Origin of the sequence: Cohnella luojiensis (assembly GCF_004564235.1) — a bacterium.
Lineage (GTDB): Bacteria > Bacillota > Bacilli > Paenibacillales > Paenibacillaceae > Cohnella > Cohnella luojiensis.
Genome location: NZ_SOMN01000007.1, coordinates 50,265 through 76,814 on the forward strand (window position 1 = coordinate 50,265; position 26,550 = coordinate 76,814).

The 26,550-nt window shown below is 50.5% G+C and carries 24 protein-coding genes; 4 read left to right on the forward strand and 20 right to left on the reverse strand.

What is annotated here, in order from left to right; all coding sequences use genetic code 11:
* Positions 1-33: 33 nt before the first annotated feature.
* Positions 34-1,128, forward strand: a complete 1,095-nt coding sequence (locus E2980_RS07810) for a ribonucleotide-diphosphate reductase subunit beta (RefSeq protein ID WP_135151724.1) — start codon at positions 34-36, stop codon at positions 1,126-1,128.
* A 71-nt stretch (positions 1,129-1,199) separates the two neighbouring features.
* Here the strand turns inward: E2980_RS07810 and E2980_RS07815 are convergent, their stop codons facing one another.
* The 4 genes from E2980_RS07815 to pxpB all read right to left on the reverse strand — a co-directional run bounded on the left by E2980_RS07815 (position 1,200) and on the right by pxpB (position 6,363).
* Positions 1,200-1,598, reverse strand: a complete 399-nt coding sequence (locus E2980_RS07815; protein ID WP_240702931.1) for a gamma-glutamylcyclotransferase family protein — start codon at positions 1,596-1,598, stop codon at positions 1,200-1,202.
* Between the two features lie 2 nt (positions 1,599-1,600).
* Positions 1,601-3,724: a putative bifunctional diguanylate cyclase/phosphodiesterase gene (locus E2980_RS07820; protein WP_135151620.1), complete on the reverse strand. Its 2,124-nt coding sequence runs from the start codon at positions 3,722-3,724 to the stop codon at positions 1,601-1,603.
* Positions 3,725-3,853: 129 nt separating this feature from the next.
* Complete coding sequence (locus E2980_RS07825; protein ID WP_135151621.1) at positions 3,854-4,573, reverse strand: LamB/YcsF family protein; 720 nt, start codon at positions 4,571-4,573, stop codon at positions 3,854-3,856.
* Positions 4,570-6,363 (reverse strand): 5-oxoprolinase subunit PxpB, encoded by a 1,794-nt coding sequence (gene pxpB, locus E2980_RS24430; RefSeq protein ID WP_135151622.1) that lies wholly within the window; start codon positions 6,361-6,363, stop codon positions 4,570-4,572. The genes E2980_RS07825 and pxpB overlap by 4 nt, the downstream gene beginning before the upstream one ends.
* A gap of 89 nt (positions 6,364-6,452) precedes the next feature.
* Here pxpB and E2980_RS07835 point away from each other — a divergent pair, with 89 nt between their 5' ends.
* Positions 6,453-6,776, forward strand: coding sequence for a hypothetical protein (locus E2980_RS07835; protein WP_135151623.1), 324 nt, complete (start codon positions 6,453-6,455; stop codon positions 6,774-6,776).
* Positions 6,777-6,893: 117 nt separating this feature from the next.
* Positions 6,894-9,359, forward strand: a complete 2,466-nt coding sequence (locus E2980_RS07840) for an MMPL family transporter (protein WP_167747029.1) — start codon at positions 6,894-6,896, stop codon at positions 9,357-9,359.
* A 16-nt stretch (positions 9,360-9,375) separates the two neighbouring features.
* On the opposite strand, the gene E2980_RS07845 is transcribed toward E2980_RS07840, so the two are convergent.
* The 6 genes from E2980_RS07845 to E2980_RS07870 all read right to left on the reverse strand — a co-directional run bounded on the left by E2980_RS07845 (position 9,376) and on the right by E2980_RS07870 (position 13,735).
* The gene (locus E2980_RS07845; protein ID WP_135151625.1) at positions 9,376-10,008 is read right to left on the reverse strand and encodes a hypothetical protein; all 633 of its coding nucleotides are present in this window, start codon (positions 10,006-10,008) and stop codon (positions 9,376-9,378) included.
* A gap of 140 nt (positions 10,009-10,148) precedes the next feature.
* A complete protein-coding gene (locus tag E2980_RS07850) occupies positions 10,149-11,117 on the reverse strand; it encodes an aldolase catalytic domain-containing protein (protein ID WP_135151626.1) in 969 nt (322 codons plus the stop codon).
* 68 nt (positions 11,118-11,185) lie between these two features.
* Positions 11,186-11,461, reverse strand: a complete 276-nt coding sequence (locus E2980_RS07855; protein ID WP_135151627.1) for a HesB/YadR/YfhF family protein — start codon at positions 11,459-11,461, stop codon at positions 11,186-11,188.
* A gap of 172 nt (positions 11,462-11,633) precedes the next feature.
* Complete coding sequence (locus E2980_RS07860; RefSeq protein WP_135151628.1) at positions 11,634-12,002, reverse strand: hypothetical protein; 369 nt, start codon at positions 12,000-12,002, stop codon at positions 11,634-11,636.
* 178 nt (positions 12,003-12,180) lie between these two features.
* Complete coding sequence (locus E2980_RS07865) at positions 12,181-12,960, reverse strand: sporulation protein (protein ID WP_135151629.1); 780 nt, start codon at positions 12,958-12,960, stop codon at positions 12,181-12,183.
* A gap of 205 nt (positions 12,961-13,165) precedes the next feature.
* The gene (locus E2980_RS07870; protein WP_135151630.1) at positions 13,166-13,735 is read right to left on the reverse strand and encodes a TetR/AcrR family transcriptional regulator; all 570 of its coding nucleotides are present in this window, start codon (positions 13,733-13,735) and stop codon (positions 13,166-13,168) included.
* Between the two features lie 189 nt (positions 13,736-13,924).
* Between E2980_RS07870 and E2980_RS07875 the strand changes: the two genes are divergently transcribed.
* A complete protein-coding gene (locus E2980_RS07875; RefSeq protein WP_135151631.1) occupies positions 13,925-15,121 on the forward strand; it encodes an MFS transporter in 1,197 nt (398 codons plus the stop codon).
* Between the two features lie 171 nt (positions 15,122-15,292).
* On the opposite strand, the gene E2980_RS07880 is transcribed toward E2980_RS07875, so the two are convergent.
* The 10 genes from E2980_RS07880 to E2980_RS07925 all read right to left on the reverse strand — a co-directional run bounded on the left by E2980_RS07880 (position 15,293) and on the right by E2980_RS07925 (position 26,534).
* Positions 15,293-15,877, reverse strand: coding sequence for a sulfite oxidase-like oxidoreductase (locus tag E2980_RS07880; protein WP_135151632.1), 585 nt, complete (start codon positions 15,875-15,877; stop codon positions 15,293-15,295).
* Positions 15,878-15,911: 34 nt separating this feature from the next.
* Positions 15,912-17,195 carry an MFS transporter gene (locus tag E2980_RS07885; RefSeq protein WP_135151633.1) on the reverse strand — a complete coding sequence of 428 codons (1,284 nt, stop codon included), beginning with the start codon at positions 17,193-17,195 and terminating at the stop codon, positions 15,912-15,914.
* A gap of 44 nt (positions 17,196-17,239) precedes the next feature.
* A complete protein-coding gene (locus E2980_RS07890) occupies positions 17,240-18,775 on the reverse strand; it encodes a leucyl aminopeptidase (RefSeq protein WP_135151634.1) in 1,536 nt (511 codons plus the stop codon).
* A gap of 44 nt (positions 18,776-18,819) precedes the next feature.
* The gene (locus E2980_RS07895) at positions 18,820-20,208 is read right to left on the reverse strand and encodes an ATP-binding protein (RefSeq protein WP_135151635.1); all 1,389 of its coding nucleotides are present in this window, start codon (positions 20,206-20,208) and stop codon (positions 18,820-18,822) included.
* A 160-nt stretch (positions 20,209-20,368) separates the two neighbouring features.
* The gene (locus E2980_RS07900) at positions 20,369-21,586 is read right to left on the reverse strand and encodes an anti-sigma factor domain-containing protein (protein WP_135151636.1); all 1,218 of its coding nucleotides are present in this window, start codon (positions 21,584-21,586) and stop codon (positions 20,369-20,371) included.
* Positions 21,583-22,386, reverse strand: coding sequence for an RNA polymerase sigma-I factor (gene sigI / locus E2980_RS07905; protein WP_135151726.1), 804 nt, complete (start codon positions 22,384-22,386; stop codon positions 21,583-21,585). The genes E2980_RS07900 and sigI overlap by 4 nt, the downstream gene beginning before the upstream one ends.
* A 149-nt stretch (positions 22,387-22,535) precedes the next feature.
* On the reverse strand, positions 22,536-22,961 hold the full coding sequence (locus E2980_RS07910) for a hypothetical protein (RefSeq protein ID WP_135151637.1): 426 nt from the start codon (positions 22,959-22,961) through the stop codon (positions 22,536-22,538).
* A gap of 208 nt (positions 22,962-23,169) precedes the next feature.
* Positions 23,170-23,718 carry a peroxiredoxin gene (locus E2980_RS07915; protein ID WP_135151638.1) on the reverse strand — a complete coding sequence of 183 codons (549 nt, stop codon included), beginning with the start codon at positions 23,716-23,718 and terminating at the stop codon, positions 23,170-23,172.
* A gap of 128 nt (positions 23,719-23,846) precedes the next feature.
* Positions 23,847-24,926, reverse strand: coding sequence for a 3-isopropylmalate dehydrogenase (gene leuB / locus E2980_RS07920; RefSeq protein ID WP_135151639.1), 1,080 nt, complete (start codon positions 24,924-24,926; stop codon positions 23,847-23,849).
* A 408-nt stretch (positions 24,927-25,334) separates the two neighbouring features.
* Positions 25,335-26,534, reverse strand: a complete 1,200-nt coding sequence (locus E2980_RS07925; RefSeq protein ID WP_135151640.1) for an aminotransferase-like domain-containing protein — start codon at positions 26,532-26,534, stop codon at positions 25,335-25,337.
* Positions 26,535-26,550: the final 16 nt, after the last annotated feature.

Below are 26,550 nucleotides of genomic sequence, written 5' to 3' on the forward strand. Positions count from 1 at the left end.
ACAAGCGGATTTCAACAACGGCCGGAAGGAGAAATGATTATTGCAGCGCCTAGCCGGCGACCCAACTATAGGAGGAAAAAAGAAGTGGATGAGCAATTAACCCGAAAAAAACTGTTTAACGAGCACGGAGAGCAGGACTGGGGAAAACGCCGGATCATCGGAGGAAACACTACCAACCTGATCGAGCTCAATAACGTCAAATACGAATGGGCAACGAAGATGTACCGTACCATGATGAACAACTTCTGGATTCCCGAGGAGATTCCGCTCGCTCAGGACGCCAAGGACTATAAGCTATTGTCGGAGTCTGAGCGCAAGAGCTACGATCGCATCATCAGCTTCCTGATCTTTCTGGACTCCTTGCAAACGGCAAACCTGCCGAACGTAAACGAATACGTGACGGCTCCCGAAGTTAATTTGTGCCTGACCGTTCAGACCTTCCAGGAAGCCGTTCACAGCCAAAGCTACAGCTACATTCTCGATAGCGTCTGCTCCGCGGAAGCCCGCGACGAGATTTATAATCTATGGCGCAACGACGAGCGTCTGCTGGCCCGCAACCGGTTCATCACGGACCTGTATGAGAACTTCATCGCGGATTCTTCCCATAAGAACCTGCTCAAGACGATTATGGCGAACTACATTCTCGAAGGGATTTATTTCTACAGCGGCTTCAGCTTCTTCTACGCGCTCGGTCGCCAAGGCAAGATGCTCGGTACCGTATCCGAGATCAAGTACATTCAACGCGATGAACTGACTCATTTGGCATTGTTCCAGAACATTTTCCGCGAAATCCGCAAGGAAAATCCGGACCTGTTCACGCCGGAACTCGTCGAAGAGCTGCGCCAGATGATGAAAACCGCCGTCGAAACTGAAATCTCATGGGGTCAATCGATCACGAACAACGAAATTCCCGGACTTTCCGCGGATATCATCGACAGCTATATCAAGTACCTCTCGAATGAGCGCTTGAAAATGCTTGGCCTCGAGATCCTCTACCCTGAAATCACCGAGCACCCGATGCGCTGGGTCGAAAGCTTCAGCAACATGAACAGCATGAAAACCGACTTCTTCGAACAGAAGGTCACCAACTACAGCAAATCCTCCAACCTCAACTGGGGCGATCTGTAAGACCATCCGCACGTAACGCATAAAAAATAGGGGTTGTCTCATTGGTCTTAAATGACCAGAGGGACAGCCCCTTATTTTGTAACATCCGGCCACCAATCCCCGTCCACGAATGGACAACCTCGATGATCCGTCCAAATATATACCCAGCCGAACAGACTCGGATCGTCTTCATCCGTTACCCAAACCCGCTCGTAGTCGTTCTCCTCCTCGATGCCGATGAATCCTTCCAACTCATCGAGCGCGGGTAAACCTTCCGGAGCTACTTCCATCCACATGCCCCGAACGAAACCGCCGGAACCCAGCAGCAACGCCGGATAAGGACCATAATCCACAAGCCGGCCTCGTATTCTACCCGCGGTAACCGTTTTTAGATAAGGCGCAATTACGCCGTGATTGCTTAATCCTGGCAATAGGGAACCGTACACGAACACTCGAATGCCGGCGTTTTCCATACCATCCGAATTTCTCATCGTTACACCGTTGCTTCCTTTTGCTCTCGCTTGCTTTTATTTAATTCGAACAATGAAGAAAACTTATCCGGCGATACGGGGCTGGAGAAGAAATACCCCTGCGCTTCTTGGCATTTCAGCTCCTTGAGGAACTCGACTTGCCCTGCGCTCTCCACCCCTTCTGCCGTAACCGTCAGATTCAGGTTCCTCGCCATGGCCGATATCCCGGATACGATTGCCGCATCGTTGCGGTCGGTCAGCACGTCGTTCACGAACGAACGGTCAATCTTCAGCTTGTCGATCGGAAACCTTTTCAAATAATACAAGGAGCTGTACCCGGTACCGAAATCATCAATGCTGATTCGTACCCCGAGCTCTTTGAGTTGCTCAAGCATTTCGGTCGCGTATGCGACGTCCGCCATAATGCTCTCCGTGATCTCAAGCTCCAGCCACTGCGGGGATAACCCCGTCTCTTCCAACACTTTTGCAATTCGTGCGCATAGATCGTGCTGACGGAATTGTCGGATCGAGAGATTCACCGATAGAATGATAAGAGGATGGCCATTGTCCTGCCATGCTTTCATCTGCCTGCAAGCGTTCCATAACACCCATTCGCCTAGAGGCAAAATAAATCCGTTCTCCTCGCAGAGAGGAATGAATTCCGAGGGCGGAATTTCCCCTTTTTGCGGATGGCTCCATCTAAGCAAAGCTTCGGCACCGACAAGGACTTCATGCTCCAGATCGACCAACGGCTGATAAGCAAGATGGAACTGCCCAAGCTCCAAGGCGATGCGCAAGTCGTTCTCCAGCAATAACTTTTCTTTCGCTTTGAAATTCATCTGAATCTCGTATCTTTTCCAACTATTACGCGTTTCTTTGGCGCTGTACATCGCGGTATCCGCATTCTGCAGCAAAATATCTAGAGTATTCCCGTCATCCGGGTAGATCGCCATCCCGACGCTGCTCGTAATATGAAAAGCGGAAGGCCCTACTTTAACCGGTTGTTCGAACGTATCCACCAGCCGTTGGGCTGCCTTTTCGGCTTCCGCCGCTTCGTTAATGTCGCTTAGGAGTACCGTGAACTCATCCCCGCCAAGCCGGAAGACGTTCTCGGGTTTATCCGCGAACTTGGTTAGGCGCTCCGCAACAGCTACGAGTAACCGATCGCCGAAAGCATGCCCCATGGAATCGTTAATCGTTTTGAACCGATCCACGTCCAACCATAGCAACGCAAATCGGCGTTGTCCATGATGAGCGCGACCCATCTCCGCCCTAACCCGGTCCGCGAACAAACGACGGTTAGGCAATGCCGTAAGCTCGTCATGGTAGGCCAAATAATTGATCCGCGCTTCCGTTTTCTTCTGGCGCTTATGCGGCTCTTCGATAAGAACGAAATAAATCCCTTTTAACAAATAATAGTATCCGACCAGCTTAAACCCGTCTCCGAACAGGCTTTCCAGCGAACCCGCGCCCGATCCGATCGATTCTTCGACTTTAGCCATGAACAACCAGATTAGGGCTTGTACGATCGTAAGCATCGATTCGGGCCTTTCGACGCGATTACGGTATAAGATGATACATATCGCAGCCGCATAGAGCAGCAAGGTAGTCGTTTGTTGAATGGGAGCCAGCTTGTCGATAAATGCCTGATTCCAGTGGTCCACCTTAAAGACGATCCAGGAAACGACCGCAACGGTGACGATGACGGGAATAATCGCGTAAATACGGGTCGAGGGCTTAACGGTCGGATTCTTTAAGGAGAAAACGATAAGGATACCCATCGCCCCGACCCCTTGCGAAATCCAACTCAACATGATACTCGGTGTATCTCCGACGGTAGAATCGTATAACGGCAGTCCCGGACTGCTAACTGCGTGAAGTAAATCCAATAACCCGATTGCCGTGAACAAAGCGGCCGTAATCAATCGCTGCCTGCAAAGAGTAGGAACGAAAACCATCCAGCCAAGAATCAAAAGGACAATGCAAATCGAGAAGGATACAGACTCTATTAACATAAGAGCCGCTGCCCGATTAGTAAGCGCGAATACTTGTTCCAACCAACCATTTCCCCATTGTATGCAACTGAATACCGTAGCGGCAGCAATAACCATCCACACGGTTTTCAGCTCGGCGCGATTAATCGACATCTCATTGCCTCCGACAAAATACCTATTCTAGGTAGAAAGACTCTATGATCCTCTCTATATTTTCCACATGTACACTCCGTTTCCTGCTGATAGGTGATTAATTCGACAATTATTCGACAATGTTCATGTTTATGGGGATTGGATGGATATTCCTGCAGCTTTCAAACGTTGAGCAATATGCTTGGCATGTTCAGCGGCTTTGGGCGTATCCCCATGAAGGCAAAGGGATTGGAATCGGCCTTCATCTGTTAGGGTTATTGCCTGCCGCGCCGCCATTTCCGGTTGCTCGATTACGGCCCCGGGCATGTGCCTCTCTACCAGGCTGCCGTCCGGCAAATAGGCGCGATCCGCAAAACCTTCGGCTACGTATCGAACCCCCTTGGCGCTTGCCGCATATTGCAGTTGGCTCCCAGGCGGACCATATAGCATAAGCTCTGGATTTAATCGTTGAATGGCGCTTACGATCGAGCTGGATAATCGTTCGTCCTTCGCAGCCATATGATACAAAGCCCCATGTAATTTCACATGTCGCAGCGTGCCGCCCGTCGCTTGAACGAAAGCCTGAAGAGCTCCCACCTGGTAAATGACGAAATCGCTTGCTTCTTCGGGCGTGACCGCTATCTCGCGGCGTCCGAAACCCAGACGATCCGGCAAGCCAGGATGCGCTCCTATCGCAACGTTACGATTTAGGCAGCTCTCAACGGCGATGCGCATCGTATGCGGATCCCCCGCATGAAACCCGCATGCAATGTTGGCTGATGATACGTATTCCAGCAAGATTTCGTCCGCCCCCCAATGATAGGGACCGAATCCCTCACCCATATCCGCGTTCAAATCGATCGTCGTCATCGTTCTATTCCTCCTCTTGCCCATTGGCGAGATCGAGCGAGCATTCCCGCCTTCAGAATCGCGATTTCTCTTTCGCGTTCTTTAAGCGCCTGTTCAGCGGTCGATTCATCAGTTAGCTCGAATGCAAGCAAATCTCCCGGTACTGCCTGAGCCAGCGATGGAAGGTCCGCGCTAATCACGTGCGCGATCTTGGGGTAGCCTCCCGTCGGCTGACAGCCTGCGGCTAGAATGATCGGCTGTCCGCTCGGCGGAACTTGGATCGTTCCTGGCGTGACTCCATGAGATTCAAGCTCATGGCGGCTTTCCCTTACCAACCCTTCGCCGGACAGCCGGATGCCCATCCGGTCCGAGGAAGCTTCCACTCGATAGAGCTCCTCGAATAGCAGCTCTCTAGATTCCGAGGTGAAAGCATCCCACTCCGAGCCTGCAAGCAATCGCAACGTAAACACGCGAGGCTTACGGGATTGCCTCGCAATATAGGATGCGCCATCGATCCACCCGTCCACGCTCCAATTGGCCGCGATCCAGCGCTCATTGCTTTCCGCAGCCTTGCGGCTAAGCGATGTCTTTAGAGAATCCGTCCACTCTCCAGGCGGCAGTGAGGCGATGGTATCCCCAGCAGCCAGCGCTCTCCCGCAGCCGCCGCCTATTCGTGCTCTTGGGTCCGTACTGCGGCTCCCTAATACGAACGGCACGTTAATTCCTCCAGCGATCGCGAGGTAAGCACGGCAGCCGGATTGCGCCGGACCAAACGAAAGCGTCGATCCCTTGCTCAACCATACAGGCCTGTTCATTGGAATAGCAGTCCCATCTACAGTGGCACTGAGATCGGCACCGCAAATCGCAAGAAGCACATCTTCGAGAACGGAATAGCTCCCGCCAAGCAATGTTATTTCCAACGCCGCGGCATCTTCATCGTTGCCTATGAGCAAGTTTGCCTTCCTCAGTGATACTTCGTCCATGGCGCCTCCGACGGAAACGCCGTAAGCTTGCCATCCCTTCCTTCCACAGTCTTGAATCGTCGTGAGCAGTCCGGGCTTCTGCACCTGGAGCATGGGCGAGTAACCACTGCCGGCTCCCGTTACGATCGTTTTCTCCCGACCTCCTGCCAATGCCAAATCCAACCCATCGAAATCAGCTTCGATTACGGGAATAAATCGCACGATATCCCCTTGCGCAAGCAGGAACGGCTCATCTTCCTCTGGACGAAATAACGGGATAGCCGTCCTGCCGATAATTTGCCAACCGCCGGGCGAAGTTACCGGATATATCCCGGTTTGGCCGCCGGCAACTCCAACCGAACCCGCAAGCACCTTCATTCGAGGAGTATCGTGACGAGGCTGCGCTAATGCTTCATTCAAGCCGCTTAAATACGGAAAACCCGGCGCGAAGCCCATCATCGCGACTGTATATGCGGCCTCGGAATGCCGCTCCGCGAATTGGCGTTCCGTCATCCCGCTTCTCCTGGCGCATTCCGCCAGATCAGGGCCATATTCGCCGCCATAGACAACGGGTATATTCGTGTGCCGCGGATGCGGCAACTGTTGTTCCTCCAATAAATCGAGCAGTCTGAGAAGCTGAAGCGAAGCACGCTCTACGGAGGCAGCAGTATCTATTATATGAAAAGTAATCGTTCGGTACGCCGCGACCGTCTCTTGAAGCCATGGAATCGATAACCGAGAAATTGCTCGAGCCATAGAGGCAAGATACAAGGCGGTTGTAGGCTCATTCCAGCGGAGAGAGAACGCCCGGTCTCCGAGGCGTTGGACGGTAATATCCGATTGTTGCATCGAACTGCCTCCTTTCGCAACTTCCGTTTGCAACCTTTTCGAATAAAACGGTACAATTATAATATCGGCAAGGGAGGATTGGTTCAAAAGTGGAAACGTACGACTTGGCGGAACTCGTCATCACGCAAGGCCCGCAATCTTGGAATCTTGCATTCGCTCGCGCTAAACTCATGATCGTGTCCGAGTACGGTACAAGGCTTTGGTACATAGACGTGGACGGCATCACGGACGCCGAGCTTCTGAACAGGTTCGCGGATTCGGAAGAAATAGGAGTCGACGCGAGATTCACGACGATCGGGGGACGCCTGATGGAAGGCGAAGGATTTTTCCACCCTAACCCGCAGCATCATGCCGCAGCCATTCGAGGGAATGGACAATTGGAAGGTTACGTGATCCCTCAAGGCTCTGCCTGACGATTGGTTCGATCGGTATCGACAAGAAAGGCTGTTCCCGGCCGGCAAGTTGTAAGTTGCCCATTCGGAATCAGCCTTTCTCCATAAAATATGCATTCATTAAATTGGAGGAGCATCTTGGAAAAATACATCGATTGGGTCGCGCGGCTCCGCTGGTTCATCGTAACGGGCTGGCTATTGACGGCTTCCCTTTCCTTTATTGTCATGCCGGATCTGCAGGACATCGTCCGGAAGACGGAGCAAAGATTTCTGCCGCTCGATGCCGAATCCGTGCAAGCGACTCGGCTATTGCAGCAAATCAATCCAACCGCACATTCTCTCTCCAGCGCGGTAATCGTGTTATCTCGAGAGAAGGGCTTGACGGATGCGGATAGAAGCTGGCTGACCGAACTACTCAAGGAAATAGACTCCCGCAAGAGAGAGCTTGGCATTACGAGCGTGCTCTCTGCCGAGACTCAGCCGGAACTAGCGGATCGATTACTAAGCAAGGACGACTCCACGCAGCTCGCGATCGTCAGCCTGCCCAAAGCCGACTTCGAGGACGCAACGAGAATCACTCTGGATAAGCTGAAGCGGATGCTGGAAAGCGCTCCAAAGGGAGCGTTAGCCGTATTGACGGGAAGCGCTCCGCTCTCCCAAGATTTTCAACAATCGTCGGAGAACGGTTTACGGCGCACGGAGCTGATAACAATCGGCCTGGTTCTCCTAATTCTGTTATTCGTGTTCCGATCGCCGGTCACCTCAATCATCCCTCTGCTTACGATCGGAGTAAGCTTCATCATCTCGAGAGGCCTAGTCGCGACGTTCGCGTCACTTGGCGTACCCGTCTCGCACTTCACGGAATCGTTCTTGATCGCCGTCCTTTTTGGTGCCGGAACGGATTATTGCATCCTCATGATCCTGCGATATCGGGAGGAACTACGTCACGTAGAAGATGGAAATCCTCTCGCGGCAATGTCCCGGATGATGACCGGCGTGGGGAAGACCGTTCTCTTCTCCGCTAGTACCGTCTTTACCGCCTTTCTACTCATCGGTTTCGCCGAATTCGGCTTATATCGTTCTGCGGTAGGCGTTGCCATAGGCATGCTGGTTACGGTCGCCGCGGCTTTGACGCTTGCCCCTGCCTTGCTGCTTATATTCGGAAGATCGTTGTTCTGGCCTCTAGGGTTTAGCGGCTCCGAAGGGCACCGTGAGTCCCGAATTTGGAGCAGGCTCGCATCCCTAACGGCGAGACGGTCGGGTATTGTGCTTCTGGCAGCCGTGATCTGTCTAACGCCCCTCGCCTTCTTGTTTCAAGGAAATCGTTCTTTTGACGATATTTCGGAAATCAATCCTCATCTCGGTTCGGTTGTCGGCTTTCGCCAAGTGGAGAAAGCATTCAGCTCCGGAGAGGTGTTTCCGGTTACGGTTGTCGTGACTTCTACGGAATCGATGCGAACGACATCGGGGCTTGCGGCTCTGGAACAGGCAAGCTCTGCGCTGACCCGAACGGATCATGTCGGAGAGGTGCGAAGCGCGGTGCGTCCTCTCGGGCGCAAGCCTGAAGAGCTGACCGTTCCCGGTCAGCTTCGGAAACCGAATGTCGGCGATATCGTCAAATCCATCATTAAGGATCAGCAGCTTTTAATCGACGGGCTAAAGGCTATCTCGTTAGGGGCTGCCCCGTTAAGCCAAGGACTCATTGGAATCGTACCGGCTATTCGGCAACTGGAGTCAGGCTTAAGCAAGCTGATCGCCTCGCAGCTTGGGGGATTAAAACGGGTTACCGATTCCGGAGACGGAGATTCGAAGGAGTCTGAGGATAAAAAAGCAGAGAAGGCGCGCTTGAAACAACAAGCCATGGATTATTACATCTCGCCGGACGGTTTCACGACGAAGTTTGAACTCATTTTGGATATTAACCCGTACTCCGATCAAGCCATGGACGCCATGCCAATGATAGCGAACCAACTAAGGGAAAGCTTGCGGGCTACCGCCCTGACCAATCCTAAAGTTTACGTGACCGGTGTAACGGCTAAATACCAAGAGCTGCGCGAGATTTCTTATCGAGACTTCCTCCGAACCGGTATTCTCGTACTCGCGGGTATCGCTATAGTTCTTATGCTATTGCTAAGGTCGGTAGCCGCGCCTTTATACGTTCTTCTATCGCTCGGGTTTAATTACTTGATTACGATGGGGATCGTAGAGTTTCTGTTCGTCAAAGTCATGGGGTTTTCGGGGTTGTCGTGGACGGTTTCGTTCTTTATCTTCCTCGTCATCGTGGCGCTTGGGGTCGACTACAGCATATTTCTTATGTCGCGATTCAAGGAGGAGTATCGCCCTGGGGAAGCCGTTCTCGCCATGACGAAAGCCATGAAGACAACGGGCGGTATCATCGGTTCCGCTGCCATCATGATGGCAGCGACATTCGGCGCCCTTAGCTTCTCGGGCGTGGACACGCTCGTTCAGATCGGGGTCGGCACGCTCATAGGGTTATTGTTGTACGCCACGCTGTTTATGGGCTTTATCGTACCCGCATTCTCGTTCTTGCTGGGCGATGCGAATTGGTGGCCATACTCTAGGCAGAAAGAGAACAAGAAGTGATTGACCCGTGGCTATTCTAATCGATTACCTCAACAAACCAAGTAATTCTGCCTTCCAAAAAACGCATAAAAGCTTCAAGCTCCAGCTGTTGGAGGTGCTCAAGAAAAACGCGCGACTCCTCTTCCCTGACGTGGTTTTCTTGAATCGCGATGGCATTGAGGAACAAATAAGGATTCCAGCTCCCTTGCGTGGCGATTTTGTTTAACGGATCCCGAAGCGGTCCATGGGGAATCGTCTGCTGCATAAGGAAACCCGCCGCTCTTGCTTGGAGCCCATGAAACGAAGGATGATTGCCCGCCAGGTGAAACCAGTATTTCGCATTGTCGAAATCCCCCTCTCTCCTGTGCATGATGCCATGAAGGGCCGCCCCAGTCGGCGTGTTCAAATGCTCGACTAACTCATGGGCAGCGTGCAAGCTATCATTCCATAGATGAAGCGCCGCTTTCCAAGCCCTAGCCGACAACAAGCCGTCGGGATGGCCTTCTCCCAGCTGCGACTCCGATAATGCCGCAATCTTCTCGTCCAATCCCGGATGCCATACGTGCTCGGGCGTTAGGGGCGAATTACGTTTGCGGCCCAACATTCGGTTGATGAATCCATGCTGACGTACGGTTTGCTCGGCGTGTTCTTCGCGCAGGGCTTTATGCATGAGTTTCCCTCCCCCGAAATACCATCTTTTGACAAAACAATAGCCGAAAGTACGAAATTTGTCGAGTTTTATTTTCCAAAGACAACAAAAGGAGCTACCCCGGTCATTTGATCCAGGTTAGCTCCTCTAATTCTTGATGCTTATTTACCGATGAAAATTTCCGGAGTCGTCATCTTATCATAGAAATCGGTGTATAGATCCCGTTTCTCCGAAGCGCGCCAGCCCATGGCCGAACGCGGATGCTCATCCAACGTACCCGTAATCATGTCTGGGATTAAGTAACCCCACTCTTCCTTCTCCCGCAGCTTGATCATATGCTTCTCGATCATTCCAAGCACCGGACGCAGGCTGTATTCCGGACGAGTCAGCTTCGCTAACAAAAGCTCGGTAGGCGTATTGCCTGCTGCACGACCCATTCCGTATACGGATGCGTCCAGCAATTCAACGCCTAACTGGGCCGCGGTCAACGTGTTTGCGAACGCCAGCTGAAGGTTGTTATGGGTGTGGACGCCTAGGCGTTTGTTCTTCAAGGCGCGGCGGAATTTCTCCACCAAGAAACGAATGTCATCCGGATCCAAGCTTCCGAAAGAATCCACGATGTAGACGACATCGATCGGGCTCTCATTAATCATCGACAATGCTTCGTTCAGCTCGTTGTCCATTACGCCGGACAGCGCCATGATGTTAATCGTTGTCTCATAACCGCGCTCGTGGAATAATGTCGCAAGCTCGATTGCTTTTGCCGTATCGCGGGCATAACAAGCGACGCGAATTAAGTCTAATAAGGAATCGCTGCGCATAAGCACGTCCGCTTCGTCTACCCGACCTACGTCGACTAGAGCGGATAGCTTCGTGTTTTTCTTTTCCTTAATGACTTTGCGCAGAAAATCGTCGTCCAGGAATCTCCATGGTCCCTCGGTGCCTTCGCTCTTGAGCAATTTAGGGGAGTTCTTGTATCCGATCTCCATGTACTCTACGCCAGCGGCGTTTAACGATTCGTACAAATCCTGCACGAACTCCACGCTGAAATCCCAATTGTTGACAAGCCCTCCGTCGCGGACCGTACAATCCACGATTTTGCAGTGATTCGTCTTGCTATGTACCGTCATTTCCGTAAAATCTCCTTTTCTACGATGCATTCGCGAATCTGGATAATGATTATTAGTTTACATCAAACTCAATCGAAATGAAATACGATATCCTCGCCTTGTATGTCGATCTTCAGGCTTCTGCCTTCCAAAAACCAAACGTCCTTGCTTTCCATGTAAAAGGTGATGAGATCCGCGACCGTCGTGACTGCCGCGTCAAGTGGCGTGTCTCTTGTTATGCCAAACGCAAAGGGTGTTTCTCCTCCGCTTACGTAACGTACGAATACTCGAATCATCTCTCCGTCGCTAAATCCCCATTCCCCTTTGAAGCATGACAGCGCGGATGGCGTGACGATCAACTCCACAGTCCAACACCTCATCTTTCAATTTTGGGTACTCTTACATTTTACATCCAATCGCGAAATAAAGAAATGAGCCCTGAAGTGCGTAAAAGAAGTATACTTTACCGTTCTAAGTAACCAAAAACACAAAAAAAACCGCATGATCTACGTGAGACCAGCGGTTTTACTTATCTTTTTAGACCTTATATCTTAATCGATTCGTAAAAGATGTCCGAGAGAGCGACTGCCCTTTGTTCGTGCCCTCGGCTTTGGATACCGACTGCAACTTAAGGGTTAACTCTTCAAACCATTGATCATCCTTAGTCGACAAAGCAATGTCGATCAGACTTTGAATAGCTTCCGCATCCTCCAAGGCATACGTGGGCAGCTTTCTTACCCACTGTTCCCGCACAAGGATGGATTTGCCCACGGATTCATCGTTATCCGACTTGACCACGAATACGTTCGCCATTCTTTGCTCTTCATCCAAGCCATCGACAAAACCGTGAATCAATTCCCCGTTTCGCGTTTTCGCATGTACCCAATCGCTGATCTCAACCTTCATCTTCTACACCACCTATCCGAAATATGATATGCATTCAACTGTAACAAAGTTCATTACATTTCAGTTAAAAAATCGACGATTCGCCCGCTAACTCTGCTCATCGTCTATTCGTAACCTTTGTTCTGTAATAATATATCTTACAGTTTATTTTGTCAAGTTCATGAACGCAGCTTAAAGTCTAGGAGTGCCTCGAGATGACGGAATCCAGGATATCCGCTACCCTGGAGTAACCGGCGTTCAATTCGTTAGCGTTTAATGTCAAACGAACAAACCGCTCGTCGGCATCCAGAGCTTCGGCGAACATGCCTAGCATGCCGGACGCCTTGCGATCGATCTGCAGCAGCAGCTCCACCCCATCAGGTCGAATGTCCAGGAATATGAGTTCTAACTCATCCAATCTGCCGCGGTATCGCCCCCCGGCAGGTACCCATTCGAACTCTTGAACGAAGGGCAACGAAGCCCGCATACGCGGAGCGTATACCGATTCGGCATCCCTCAATCGAAACCCTAAGCTATCCACGGCATCCAATACGGTTTTCTGCAACGCGGAGGGCGCTACTTGAATGCGATCCTCGTCGGACGGATCTACCGCGGATTGAATATCCGCCGCCGTTTTAATCCAGACCGATACGCGTCCAAGCGTTAGCGGCGTATTTCTCGGAAGTAAGAAAGAAAACGGAATTTCCTTGAATTCCTGAATGGCGATGGATTGAGGTTGCGTGATCCGGATAACGGATATTTCCGCATTCTGGTGAATCTTCGAATCGTTCACCTCGCGAAGATAAGTAGTCATTACAGATAACTGGATGCCGTCCAATTGCTGCTCGACCGACCCGCCCTGAATTCGGACGACTCCGCGGATTTCTTCTCCGGGAAAATAGGATGATTTCTCGAGTACGGTATCTACTTTCGCCGATCCGATCCCGATGCTAGCCAACACTCTTCCGAAAAATGACACTTTGCATCCCAACCCTTCACAAAAATTAATACTCGCTAGGATATACGTTACGGTCTTCCAAAGGATTCATTCTCCGTAATCTTAAGAAAATAAAAAGATAAGGCGGGAAATTCGCCGCCTCCCGCCGATCCTGCGAGTGGCAAGTGCCCCGCATGCGCATGCGGCTGCACCCAGCTCTATAACTTGATGCATTATAAGTGTTTATTTATTTCAACCCGTTAAATACGGTCACGATAATTTGCTTTACATGGTGATCATTCAAAGACTCCCCCGTGACAAGCATGCGATAAAAAAGGGGGCCGTAAAGTAAGTCAACACCTAAAGCCAGATCAAGGTTACCTTTCAGTTCCCCCCGCTGAACTCCTCGATTCAAAAGCAACATAGCTTCAGCCCTACGCGGATGAATATAGTGAGTCCGGAATGCTTCAATTATTGCGGAATCCAATTGCCCCTGCCCAATCAAAGCAGCTATGATTTTTCCTTCCGGGCTGGTCATAAATCTTGATAAGTTTGTCGCATGAATCAATAAGTCTTCCAATACCGTACCTGTTTCTGGAATCGGCAACCTGTCCTTGGCCGCTGAAAAAAAACCATCCATAACAACAGCAGCCTTATTGGGCCACCATTTATAAATCGTTACTTTACTAACACCGGCTCGTTCGGCGATTTTCTCTACCGTTACATCGTCGAACCCTTTTTCCAAAAGTAGTTCGTAAGAAGCCGTAAGGATGGATTTTTGAGTGATTGGATTGCGTGGACGTCCTCTTTTAGGCATTAAACTGCCCCCTCTTTTTAGAACATATTGTATAAGTATATAAACTTTCCTTAATAATAAAAAGGAGCTATTTACAAAACGTTGCGTTCAGTATATCCTAAACCTATGGATTAAGTGTACGAAGCGTTCAGTTAAAAGCGATTATTTGTTATATTAAATCTATTTTAAATAACGAGGGAGTTAAAGGACATGCACGAACCAATTAGCGAAAAGAAACAAAAAATATCAAATGGAATAACGGTGCTATTAGCTGCCGCATGCGGTCTTATCGTTGCCAATCTATATTATTCCCAAACCCTTGTAGGTCCGATTAGCTCTGATCTGGGACTCCCATCGGGAACGGCAGGGCTTATTGTAACATTAACTCAAATTGGTTATGTTGCTGGTCTTCTGTTTATCGTCCCGCTAAGCGATATGCTGGAAAACCGTCGCCTTGTCGTTTCTTTTCTCGCTATTGTGGTACTTGCATTGTTTGGAGCTGCATTCTCAACCGGATCTGTATTGTTTTTGGCGGCATCTCTGTTGATTGGAGCGAGTTCCGTGGTTGCACAAATTCTTGTGCCGCTAGCCGCTTTTTTGTCAACCGAAGAGCAACGAGGCCGTGTAGTGGGGAATGTAATGAGTGGACTTTTACTTGGAATCATGTTAGCGCGACCTATAGCAAGCTTAATTACCGGCATCTGGGGTTGGCAAACCATTTTTGTTATATCCGCGATTCTAATGGTATTGCTAGCAATTCTGTTGTCGCGTGTTCTACCGGAACGACATCCCAATAAAACCTTAACCTACGGAGAACTTGTAGTTTCCTTACTGAAATTATTTAAGAAATCCCCTCTATTAAGACGTCGTTCCTTTTATCAAGCCTGCCTTTTCGGGGCCTTTAGCCTTTTCTGGACGACTGCTCCATTGAGATTAGCGGATGAATACGGAATGACTCAACAAGGCATAGCCTTGTTTGCATTCGTCGGAGTGGCCGGAGCTATTGCAGCACCTGTCGCAGGAAGGTTGGCGGACAGAAACTGGACGAAGCATTTGACGATGGGGGCAATAGTCATCGCAACCTTGTCTTTTATGTTAATCGCACTTGTTCACGGCAAATCGGATTTTTCATTGGTATTACTTTTCATTGCGGCTATTGCACTGGATATGGCAGTATCCGGGAATCTTGTTGTCGGTCAAAGAGTTATTTACTCCTTGGGTAATGAAACAAGGGGGCGACTAAACGGTATTTTTATGGCTATCTTCTTTATTGGCGGTGCTGTCGGATCGTTCCTCGGCGGGTTGTCCTATGCTTATGGAGGTTGGATTATGTCATCTTGGATTGGCGTTCTCTTCCCCTTCCTAGCTTTTCTTTATTTTTTAACCGAATTCAAATCCGAGAATTAATACTAGTGATCGGAAAAAAGATTCACTTGCCATTCTATACGCAAGACGCCGGTTTCGTATAGCGATACTACTCCGACGTATATCCGACTATCCCTTCGATCGGTTGATACCTGACTCATGATTCAAAAAAAAGAGCACATTTAGCGCTCTTTAGTTATCTCTTATATTCAATTAATCGAAATCGTAACGCTGCTCTTTGAAAGGATCGCCGTACATATGGTACCCGTTCCGCTCCCAGAAGCCGGGCTTGTCTTTGGCCATGAACTCGATGCCGCGAAGCCACTTGGCGCTCTTCCAGAAGTAGAGATGCGGGACGACCATACGCAATGGGTACCCATGATCGGGCGTCAGTTCCTCTCCGTTGTGCTTGATTCCGAAGAAGGAAGTATCCCGCAGGAAATCCTCCAGAGGCAAGTTCGTCGTCCATCCTTGCTCCGCGTGAAGCATGACGTACTTGGCTTCGGGCTTCAGCTTCACCCGCTCCATGACCGTGGATACGGCCACGCCTTCCCACACGTTATCCAGCTTCGACCAAGTCGTCACGCAGTGAATATCGTTGCCGAACTCGCGACGCGGCAATTTCATGAATTCCTCGTAGGAGAATTCCGCTTGCTCCTCCACCAGGCCGAATATTTTCAAATCCCATTTGCTTAGATCACGGTAATGAGGCACGTCTCCATGATGCAATACCGGAAAACCGTCCGTCAGGCGCTGTCCCGGCGGCACGCGGTCTTGGATAGAAGCATTATTGTTCATTAGGCTGCAACTCCTCTCGATTGTAACTATGATCTTAATTATGACCCTCGCGAGACTTGAATACAAATGGGGCAATCACCAGGGAAAGCGCCAATAAAGCCAATCCCGCGAACGTGGTCAACCCGTAAATCTGCAACCACATCGGTCCGGACGATGCCTCGTCGTATAACCATCCGCCCGCAACCGGACCTATGAATCCCGCAATCCCTGTTAAAGCCGAGAATACGGCCACGTACATCGGTCTCTCCGACTTAGGAGAATCCCCAATCAGAAAATTGAACACGAGTAAATTATACCCCGCGAACCCGAAGCCGAGCAGCACATGCACGACGATCAAGATCAGCATAACCGGTAATATGGCCATCCCCAACCACACCGCGCAGGATCCGGCGATAAGCGGAAACGTCCACAGAAGCAGCGTATTGGTAGAATATTTGCTGTTTAGCACGCCCCAATAATAGTAGCTGACCATCATGACGATATTCTGAAGCATAATAATCAAGGTGACTTCACTCGTGCTTAAATCCATAATCTCCAACATGACGTAGGAAAAGAGCGGGATTACGATATTCTGCAGTAAAATAAAAGCGGAGATGAATAACGTCGCAGAGAGGAACCGTCGATCGGCGAACGGCCGAACGAACATCTTCAATGACCTGCCGTTCTCGGACGGCTGGAATGGCGGATTCGGATAACGGGACAAGGCCCAACCGTTCCAAACCACGCACAACGCGCTAACCGCGAATAGTACGGTGAACCCTTTCGGTCCAGGCAACCATTCCATGATCTGACCGCCTACGAGCAGCGTAACGCATACGACCGCCCAATGGATCGTATTGCGTATGCCGAAGTACTTCCCCCTGACCGCGGCGGGAACGACATCCGCCATCAAGGAGGTCCAGATGACCCCTCCGGCTTGACCGGCTATCATGGAAGTCAGCCATAAGGCAATGTATACCGGAATCCAACTATCCTCCGTAAAAGCGAGAGGAATAAGCCCTGTCCCCAGCCACATCAATCGGTGGATGACGCCGAACAGCGTCGCGAATAATCTCCGATTCTGCCATTTCTGCATAGCGAAAGCAATGAATATTTGGACGAGCAATGCAAAAGGCGGGATGGCCAATACCAAACCAATATGGAAAGCCGTAAAACCGAGATAAGTCAAATAGACGGTCTGCAGCGGACCGCCTAGTAAGTTAGCCAATATATTCGCGGGTATTCCTTCGATTAGCGATATCCGCAAGCCTCTTCGATTCTCCGATTCGCTCGTACGGATGGCCAATGACTGCTTGAATCCCCTAATCCATCTACTCATCGTGGTTCCCCCATGTTGTTACGACTACGGATATCCCATATCTCCTAGTCCTCGCCGCTCGATTCGCTCCGGATGTATTCCAGCAAAGTGCGTACCATGACACCCGTTCCGCCTTTGCTCTCGAAGCCTCTGTCGCTCCACATCCAGGTCGTTCCCCCGATATCCAGATGAATCCAAGGATGCTCTTCGGCGAAAGCTCCCACGAACATCGCTCCGGCTATGGCCCCGGCCCAAGTACCGCCGTGATTCTTCATGTCGGCCACATCGCTTTTAAGCAAGCTCTTATACTCCGGGTGGGTTGGAAGCGGCCATACGTATTCACCGGAGCGGCGTGCCGACTGAAGTAAGCTTTGAAGCATAGTCTCTTCATTCGTAAACGCGCCAGTCGTCAGATCCCCAAGAGCATGCATTACCGCTCCCGTTAAGGTCGCCACATCGATCAGCTTCGTGGCGCCTTGGCGAATCGCCGTCGTAAGACCATCCGCCAAGACGATCCGGCCTTCCGCGTCGGTGTTCAAGACCTCTACGGTTTTGCCGCTATAAGTACGGATGACATCGCCAGGTTTGAACGCGCTGCCGGAAGGCATATTCTCCGCCGCGGGGATGACCGCCACGACGTTAATCGCCGGCTTCCATTCCCCGATCGCCCTCATTACGCCCATAATGGCTGCGGCCCCGCCCATGTCGGAGATCATCTCCTCCATCCCCGCGGCGTTCTTGATGGAAATTCCGCCAGTATCAAAAGTTACGCCTTTGCCGATAATTCCTAGCGTCGCCTTCGAATCCGGCAATCCTCTATGATGAATGACGATCATTCGAGGCGGATTTACGCTGCCTTGGCCAACGGCCAGTAAACCGCCCATTCCTTCGATGGCGGCTTCCTTCTCGTCATAGATTCGATAGTTCAGCCCGTACTGGATAGCCAACGATCTTGCTTCCTCCGCAAGTCGATCGGGAGTAAGGAGGTTTGCCGGTTCATTCGTAAGCTCGCGAGCATAACAAACCGCGTTTCCTTGCCGATAACCGCGTAACAGCCCCTCGTTCCATTGATCTATATCCGTCTTCTCGTCGACTATAAATTCGATTTGTTCGAGCGAGGATTGATTCCTCCCCGCCAACGAGCGGCTATTGCGGCGATACAATCCAAGCAGCAAACCTTCCATTATCTCACTAGACGCCAATCCGTAATCTTTCTCCGCCATGAATTCGGACAAACCTGCGGGTACGACAAGAACGGCTTTCTTTATTTGATATTCCAATAATCGTTGTCCTAATCCCCCTGCGGCTTCCCGAAGAGCTTTAGTCGAATAAGGAGCCTTGTTGCATCCGACGAACAAAGCGTACTTCTCGGGAATCAACCCGAGCGTGGAAAGCACCGACGTCTCTCCTGATTTCCCTAGGAATTGACCGCGGCTAAAGCTATCCCGAAGAGCTGCGTCCAATCGCGGCTCCAATAGCTGCCGATTGCCTTCTAACGAATCCCTGTCCGTGAATACGATGATCATATCCGCGGTATCCTGCGCTTTGCGTAAACTCGATCTCGTCGTTATCCATGACAAAGGCCATTGCGTCCATAACATGCCTGATGTCCCACCCTAAGTTAATCTAGTATTCATACCAGATTCTACTCTTTCCACTCGACATAAGGCAAATAAATTAAAAATTCCGTTCCCTCGTTAATTTGGCTATCAACGTGAATCGTCCCGCCGTGATTGCAGATGATACGATAGCTAACGGAAAGCCCTAGGCCCGTCCCCTCTTCTTTTGTCGTAAAAAAAGGATCGAACAACCGACTCAGCGTCGCCCGCTGCATTCCTTTTCCGTTATCCCTAATGGAGATCAGAGCATATTTGCCTTCCTGCCTAGCCGTGATATCTATTATGCCTTTACGATCTTCCTTCACTTCGTAAATGGCATCCATTGCGTTCTTGATAATGTTAAGCAGCACCTGCTTGATTTGCTTCACGTCCACGGAGATGTTCAGATAGGGGTCGAAGATCTCGTGATGGATCTCGCACCCCTTCATCAGCGCTTCGCTTTCCGATAGCATGATCGTTTCTTTGAGCAATACCCCTACGAGAATCTTCTGTTTCATAGGGGCGGATGGCTTGGAGGAATTGAGGAATTCATAAATAATGTCGTTAGCCCGATCAATCTCCGACAGAATGATACGGCCGTATTCTTGTTTCCCGATATCTTTAAGAAAAGGATTTAGCAATTGAATGAAACCGCGTATTGAGGTAAGAGGGTTCCGAATCTCATGTGCGATTGCCGCGGCAATCTTGCCGAGCATGGCCAGCTTGTCGTTCTGGAACGCTGTCTGTTCAATCTGTTTATATGCCGAGACGTCTTTCACGCTAACCAGATAATCTCCGTCCAGCTCCTCGATTAGCGAAATGCTAACAAGCAGGAATCGTCCGTTTACATCCTGGAATTCCCCATGATAGCGACGATACAGCACCATTTCCTTGTAAATCCTCACCATGTTTTTACGAATCGACAGCTGAAGATTGCCATGGAAAAAAAGCTGATGCAGCGTGCAGCCGATCAGCGACCTCCTGGGTGCCTGTAGCATTCTCGACATCTGGACATTAAGAAATCGCAAATTGCCCGCCCCGTCGAATAAGGCAATACCGCTATCCATGTGCTGGAGAACGGTCTCGAATTTATTCGGTTGTTCATCCCCCATCGGGGCCGTATGTATCGCGCTGGCACTTAACAATATCCGTTCCGTTTCGGCTTCTTCTCTTGCGGCCGCCCCCTCCGGAATACGCAAGGAGACGAGCAATTCGGTAATAAACAAAAGAGACCGATGAACGAACGTCATCCGGTCCTCGGGCTCCGCATAGGAAAGCAAGAACTTCACGCACTCTTCGTGATGCTCTAGGATGTCGTCTGTAGGCAAATCGCATAGCTCGCGCCAAAGTTCCTTTATCTCAGGACGGACGATTTCCCCGCCGCTTCGAACAAATTCCGCAAGAATCGGAAAATAACGTGCTCGCCATCCGTCCATTCGAGCATCTCCCATCTAGAGCTGTCACATTGACAAAGTGTAAATTAATCAAATCATATCTATATATGATCGATACTGTCAACGGGAGAAGTTGTCGAGCTATGGCGAACTATGGCGATGGTTCTCAAACGGACTAGGCCTTCCATCCGAAGTAGAACGATTAGCGGTTATTGCGGTCCTTTTCCTGGCGATCATCGTCTTTATCACGGTGGTCCCTATCGCGTTCATTGTTGTCATCATCGTCATCGTCTTCACCGTCATCGTCGTCTTCGTTATTATCGTCTATTTTTCCTTTGTCGTTTTTATTACCTTTGGCGTCTGTATTGCCTTTGTCGTCTTTGTCGTCATCGTCGTCTTTGCTGCCTTTGACTTCTTTGACTTCTTTGACGTCTTTGACGTCTTTGTCTTCTTTGTCGTCTTTGACGTCTTTGATGTCTTTGTCTTCTTTGCTGCCTTTGACTTCTTTGCTGCCTTTGACGTCTTTGTCATCTTTGTCGTTATCGTCGTCTTTGCTGCCGTTGACGTCTTTGTCGTCTTTGACGTCTTTGTCGTCTTTGTCGTCGTCTTTGTCGCCTTTGTCTTCTTTATCACTCTTCGATTCTTGCATCTGCTCGTATTTGCTCATCGTTTTATTGACGCCTCCCCATGAAGCGGCAATATCCTTTAAAGATTCCTTTTTAATCGTCTCCAGCGGCACCTCGTGCCCCTCTTTTTTCGAAACGAGCCAGAAGGCCATCTTTCCCGATGAGATCCCGTTATCTTCAGCTTGATTTCTTACCTCGATAGGCAACGACACCGTCGTGACATCCAATTCAGTCGTTAGCCCTGTATTGTCCTCATTCGCGGCTTCATTTAAAATTTTCGTTATCTTTTTCACCATTTGCTTTTCCCATTGGGACTTAATGGCCTTTACGGGTACGCTTGCGATAACGATTTCCTTGTCATCCATCGTGAGGAACCGCCCATCGACTAGCCTATGCGCCAGTTCGTTCATAACCGTCTCTAGGTCGCGGCCGCGATATTTTAACCCTTTAATTAAATCTTCGGCTTCCTCGTTGACGCCGCGAAGCTCCCGAACCCTCATTTCGTCATCCAACCCTAGCTCTAAGCTTGGGTTAATATCCATCGTTACGTAAGCTACTACGGGTGGCGTGCGTAAAAGCAGCATTCCGATCAATACAATCAATATAGCAGAGACTAACGAACCTGCTTGCAGCAGCCGTTGCCGAACCCGGGGAACGGAACGAATTTCCATGAAGTTATCGATTTCTTGTCCAACTTCGAACCCCGCCCGTCTTTTAACGCGTAAAAATCGTCCATCCGGCGAAAGCACGACAGCCGTTCTTTTGGATATTTCCATTATCGTTCCGCGATTCATGATGTCCCCACCTCCCCTTCACGATCCATGCCGATGTATTCCTGTAAAAATGGATAAGTGCCATAGGCGATCAAGCTAACGGCAATCAAGTATTTTCGATGGCGTTCGGCGGTCTTACGCGACACGGACTCCGCTTCGCATATTTCTTTAATGGGCAACTGCTTCTTATCGCGAAGTCGACGGAACATATTCTCATCGCTCGCCAACCTTCTTCCCAGCCTCAGGAGCATCTGTCTGGAATCTTGATGCTTAGGGGAAAGATGAACTAAATCGCCGAACGTAATATCATACAAAGCTAACTCCTCCGTTAAAGCCGCAATCTCCGTTTTCCGCTCGTCGACAGACCGTTCTTGACGGAAAGCCTCCATCGCTTGAGCGACCTCAACGCGGTTCATCGTGCTTTGATCCTCTTCGATCTCCGTATCGAAAGAGCTGAAGGGAACAACGGCGGCATGTTTGCTTTCCTGCCTAACGTAGTCGATTAGTCTTCGTTGAATGACCGTTTCCGCGAAACCCAAAAACAACTTGCCGCCCTCCCGCGAAAAACCGGTAATCGCCTCGTCGAAAGCTGACAAAGCCACGCTATACGCATCATCCTGCTTCGGATCGATATAACGGCGAAAGAAACGGCTGGTCGTCTTTAATATGTATGGATGATACTGACGTATCAGATGATTGCGAAGCTCATGGCTTCCGTTCTGGATTTGCTCCACTAAGATTTCCGGCAGATCCCCTTCTCGAGTCGTTCCGGAAACTCTGCTATTTGAGCTCAGCCATTTTTTGAAAAGTACGAGAAGCACTCGCTCACCCCACATTCATAATCATTCGAAGCTTGACCCGGTTTTGAGGGGGTAGCTGCATAATAAATAAAAGGACGCCTTAAGCAGATGAACTCTACTTAAAGGCCGTCCTCGGTTACGTTCTATGCTTAACCGGGTTCATGATCAGCTCAGATCGTGCCGCCCGGTGTACGTTTCAATCTCAGCTTATGGCGCCTCTGGCTTAAGACGATGAGGCGTTTCTTCAACTGCTGCTCCCATTCCTGATCGTTGATCTCCTTGGCGAAGGTCAGCAGATCGAGAGACATATCGATCTGGTTCTGAACGATCAGCATCGGTTCTTCCTCTTCGTTGTTTACGCAATTCTCGTGGAGGGCTTTGTCGGACTCATCTACGTAATCGTGGAAGTCGACTTCAGATGCTCCGTCGCCATGCGCATATTCGGCCAATATTTCGTACTCGTTCTCGACCAGATAGTGTACTTCAATACGGTGACATACCGGGCAAAACAAGATCGGTACGTTGTGGATCCTCGTCCGATAATGCTTTAACGTCCCCTTCGTTCCAATCATGCTAGCCCCACAGCAAAAGCTCATCGCCTTCCCTCCTTCAAATCGGTATCATTATTCTTCACACTATATTCTCTACCCATAAACACAATTCCTGCCACGATTTTTTTCCATTTTGCGAGAATAAACGGCTGAAGCCTTCCTTAACCTAGTAAGACGGATTGGTTGTCCGTAAGGTTGCAAAAAACTCCCCGGATTGTTCCATCCGAGGAGCCTTATCGCCTTTGTAAGCTTATTACTTAGCGACGAGGTGCTTGTCGCCGGCTTTCCAGTTCATCGGGCACAGCCCGCCGGATTGCAAAGCTTGCAGAACGCGAAGGGTTTCTTCTACGCTGCGGCCTACATCGTTGTGGTTAACGACTTGGTATTTCAATTCGCCATCCGGGTCGATGATGAACAAACCGCGCAAAGCGATTCCTTCTTCTTCGATTAGAACGCCGTAGTCGCGAGCGACTTGTTTCGTGATATCCGCGCCAAGCGGGTGATTCAATTGACCAAGACCGTTATCGTTCTTAGGCGTGTTGATCCACGCGCGGTGGCTATGCTTGCTATCTACGCTGACGCCTAGAACTTCGGTTTTCAACCCTTTGAATACATCGTTCGCTTCGGAAAGAGCCGTAATTTCCGTCGGGCATACGAAAGTGAAATCCAGCGGATAGAAATACAATACCAGCCATTTGCCACGGTAATCGGACAAGGATACTTTACCGAACTCTTTGCCGTCTCCGTTTGCCGTTTCCAACGTGAAATCCGGTGCCGGACGACCTACCAAACGCTCTGCCATCTTCGAACTACCTCCTATAAGCCCAGCCATAGTGCCAGTGCTTTCTTATAAATCTCTCGACAAAAATCGTACCATTCCGGGACAAGCTAGTCAAGATGATAACAATTCCTTTTTTAGAATTATTATAATTAACGTACGATTGCCGCCACGATCAGGTCGCCCATTGCCGTCGTTCCGATCGCTTTGCTCTTATCTACCGCGATGTCGCCCGTACGATGTCCGGCGTCGAGCACGTTCTTAACCGCCGTCTCGATAGCGGCAGCCGCTTCTTCATAACCGAAGGTCAGGCGGAACATAAGCGCTACGGACAAGATGGTCGCGATCGGGTTCGAGATGCCTTGACCGGCGATATCGGGCGCGGAGCCGTGCACGGGCTCATACAATCCAAAGCTGCCTTCTCCTAACGACGCGGAGGATAGCATACCGATAGAACCGGTAAGCATTGCAGCTTCGTCGCTCAGAATATCTCCGAACATGTTCTCCGTAACGATAACGTCAAAGCTGGATGGGCGACGCAACAACTGCATGGCGCAGTTATCTACGAGAACGTGCTCGACTTCGACGTCCGCATATTCAGGCGCGATGCGGTTAACCGTTTCTCTCCAAAGGCGAGAGGTTTCGAGAACGTTCGCTTTATCGACCGAAGCTAAGCGTTTGCTGCGCTTCTGGGCAACTTCGAATGCTTGGCGCACGATACGCTCGATTTCCGTTACGTTATATACGCAAGTATCCACCGCTTCTTCGCCTTGAGGGCCTTCGCGGCGGAACTTCTCGCCGAAGTAAATACCGCCGGTGAGCTCGCGAACGACGATGAGGTCGGTTCCTTCAAGAACTTCAGGCTTCAATGTGGAGGCATCCTTCAGGCAATCGAAGACGACCGCGGGACGAATGTTGGAGAACAAGCCGAGCGCTTTGCGGATGCCGAGCAATCCCGTTTCCGGTCGAAGCTCCTTCGGGTTGTTGTCCCATTTCGGTCCGCCAACGGCTCCGAGAAGAACGGCATCCGCGTTGCGGCACATTTCCAAAGTATCTTGCGGCAGCGGAGTGCCTCTTTCATCGATGGCGATTCCTCCGAACAAGCCGCGCTCGAGTTCGAATTTGTAGCCGAACAATTCCTCCGTGCGCTTCAGTACCTTTTCCGCTTCCGCTACGACTTCGGGACCAATTCCGTCTCCGGCGATGACGGCGATTTTTTTAACTTCAGACATGATTATGATTCACTCCAATTTAGGTTATAGGTTGTCCAATGAGACCTTCTCTCAATTGTAGTACATTTGGCCCCATTGGCAAAATAGATAATAACTATGGTTTCTATAGGTGATGGCTATTAGGTGTATTTCCGCAGGAGCACGAAGGCTAAAAAAGTGCCTTGGTGCAGGCTTGATACGGATGGGCGAAGGTGCGAAGGCCAAAAAAGTGCCTTGGAGCAGGCTTGACGTTGAAATGCTGCGGCACAAAGGCTAATAAAGTACCTTGGTGACGGCTTGATACGGGTAAGCGGGGCTGCGAAGGCTAAAAAAGCGCCTTGGTGCAGACTTCATACGGATGGGCAGAGGTCCGAAGACGGCGTAGTTGAAAGAAGCGTACGACACAAAAGTGTCGTACGCTCCATCACCCTATTTCACCAATACGCTCTCCATGGCTTGATTCAGACGCTTCATTCCGTTGATGGTGCCTTCGAAGTCGTTATGCGTGAAGTTAAGGCGCATCGTGTTCTTCGGCGCATCATTCTCGGCGAAGAAGGAAACTCCCGGCACGAACGCAACGCCGAGGTCGACGGCAGTCTTAAGCAACTCCGCGGTATCAACCGATTCAGGCAACTCGAGCCAGAAGAACATCCCGCCCTTCGGCTCGATCCATGTGACGCCCGGCCACTCTTGCTCTTGAAGCAAATCCGCCATCTGGCGCATCCTGCTCTCGTACTCCTTACGAACGAACTCGATATGACCGTCTAGATCGAAGTGCTCCATCAATTGATATAAGGTCTGCTGATCCAGCGAGCTCGAATGCAGATCGGCCGCTTGCTTGGCACGAGCCATGTGGCGGATGATTTCCGGATCTGCCATGACCCACCCCGTACGAAGCGCAGGAGCCACGGTTTTGGAGAAGGTGCTCGTGTAGACGACGCATGAGCCGGTCGGGTGCTGATCCAAGGAGAAAAGCGATGGATACTTAACGGAAGCATCGCCGAACTTTAGCTCGCCGTAGGGATCATCCTCCAGGATTAGCGTATCGCTCTCCCTGCATTGCTTAAGCACGCCCAGCCTGCGCTCCATGCTCCATGCCTTGCCCGTCGGATTGGAGAAAGTAGGTATGACGTATACCATTTTGGGCTTATGCTGCTTGAGCTTGGCAGCCAAATCGGCCAAGTCCATTCCGTCCGCGTCCGTTTCCACGGAAACCAATGCGGCGCCGTAAGAACGGAACACTTGCAGTGCGGACAAATAGGTTGGTTTCTCCACCAGAATGACGTCGCCAGCATCGATGTAGATCCGCGTCAGAAGATCGATCGCTTGTTGCGACCCCGTCGTCAGGAGCATATCGTCGGGAGTGACCGTTACGCCTTTACTTCCCATCCACTCGCAGATGCTCTCGCGAAGCGGCAGATAACCTTCCGTTAAGCCGTACTGCAGCGCTTTGTTACCAGCCGCCAGCACTCTTTGGAAGGCTTCCCCGATCGCCGCGACCGGAAAATGCTCCTCCGCAGGCAGTCCGCCCGCGAAGGATATGATGGATTTCTTCTGAGTCAGCTTAAGGATTTCGCGAACCGCCGAAGAGGAGAAGGTGTCCAGTCTCTTCGAAAATTGTAATTTCATCCTGCGTTCCTCATTT

Excerpts from the sequence above, each read along its gene's own strand:
- E2980_RS07810 (WP_135151724.1), top strand. The coding sequence starts at position 34 with ATGATTATTGCAGCGCCTAGCCGGCGACCCAACTATAGGAGGAAAAAA.
- E2980_RS07815 (WP_240702931.1), bottom strand. The coding sequence starts at position 1,598 with ATGAGAAATTCGGATGGTATGGAAAACGCCGGCATTCGAGTGTTCGTG.
- E2980_RS07820 (WP_135151620.1), bottom strand. The coding sequence starts at position 3,724 with ATGTCGATTAATCGCGCCGAGCTGAAAACCGTGTGGATGGTTATTGCT.
- E2980_RS07825 (WP_135151621.1), bottom strand. The coding sequence starts at position 4,573 with ATGACGACGATCGATTTGAACGCGGATATGGGTGAGGGATTCGGTCCC.
- pxpB (WP_135151622.1), bottom strand. The coding sequence starts at position 6,363 with ATGCAACAATCGGATATTACCGTCCAACGCCTCGGAGACCGGGCGTTC.
- E2980_RS07845 (WP_135151625.1), bottom strand. The coding sequence starts at position 10,008 with ATGCATAAAGCCCTGCGCGAAGAACACGCCGAGCAAACCGTACGTCAG.
- E2980_RS07850 (WP_135151626.1), bottom strand. The coding sequence starts at position 11,117 with ATGACGGTACATAGCAAGACGAATCACTGCAAAATCGTGGATTGTACG.
- E2980_RS07860 (WP_135151628.1), bottom strand. The coding sequence starts at position 12,002 with ATGAAGGTTGAGATCAGCGATTGGGTACATGCGAAAACGCGAAACGGG.
- E2980_RS07870 (WP_135151630.1), bottom strand. The coding sequence starts at position 13,735 with ATGCCTAAAAGAGGACGTCCACGCAATCCAATCACTCAAAAATCCATC.
- E2980_RS07875 (WP_135151631.1), top strand. The coding sequence starts at position 13,925 with ATGCACGAACCAATTAGCGAAAAGAAACAAAAAATATCAAATGGAATA.
- E2980_RS07880 (WP_135151632.1), bottom strand. The coding sequence starts at position 15,877 with ATGAACAATAATGCTTCTATCCAAGACCGCGTGCCGCCGGGACAGCGC.
- E2980_RS07885 (WP_135151633.1), bottom strand. The coding sequence starts at position 17,195 with ATGAGTAGATGGATTAGGGGATTCAAGCAGTCATTGGCCATCCGTACG.
- E2980_RS07890 (WP_135151634.1), bottom strand. The coding sequence starts at position 18,775 with ATGTTATGGACGCAATGGCCTTTGTCATGGATAACGACGAGATCGAGT.
- E2980_RS07895 (WP_135151635.1), bottom strand. The coding sequence starts at position 20,208 with ATGGACGGATGGCGAGCACGTTATTTTCCGATTCTTGCGGAATTTGTT.
- E2980_RS07900 (WP_135151636.1), bottom strand. The coding sequence starts at position 21,586 with ATGAATCGCGGAACGATAATGGAAATATCCAAAAGAACGGCTGTCGTG.
- E2980_RS07910 (WP_135151637.1), bottom strand. The coding sequence starts at position 22,961 with ATGAGCTTTTGCTGTGGGGCTAGCATGATTGGAACGAAGGGGACGTTA.
- E2980_RS07915 (WP_135151638.1), bottom strand. The coding sequence starts at position 23,718 with ATGGCAGAGCGTTTGGTAGGTCGTCCGGCACCGGATTTCACGTTGGAA.
- leuB (WP_135151639.1), bottom strand. The coding sequence starts at position 24,926 with ATGTCTGAAGTTAAAAAAATCGCCGTCATCGCCGGAGACGGAATTGGT.
- E2980_RS07925 (WP_135151640.1), bottom strand. The coding sequence starts at position 26,534 with ATGAAATTACAATTTTCGAAGAGACTGGACACCTTCTCCTCTTCGGCG.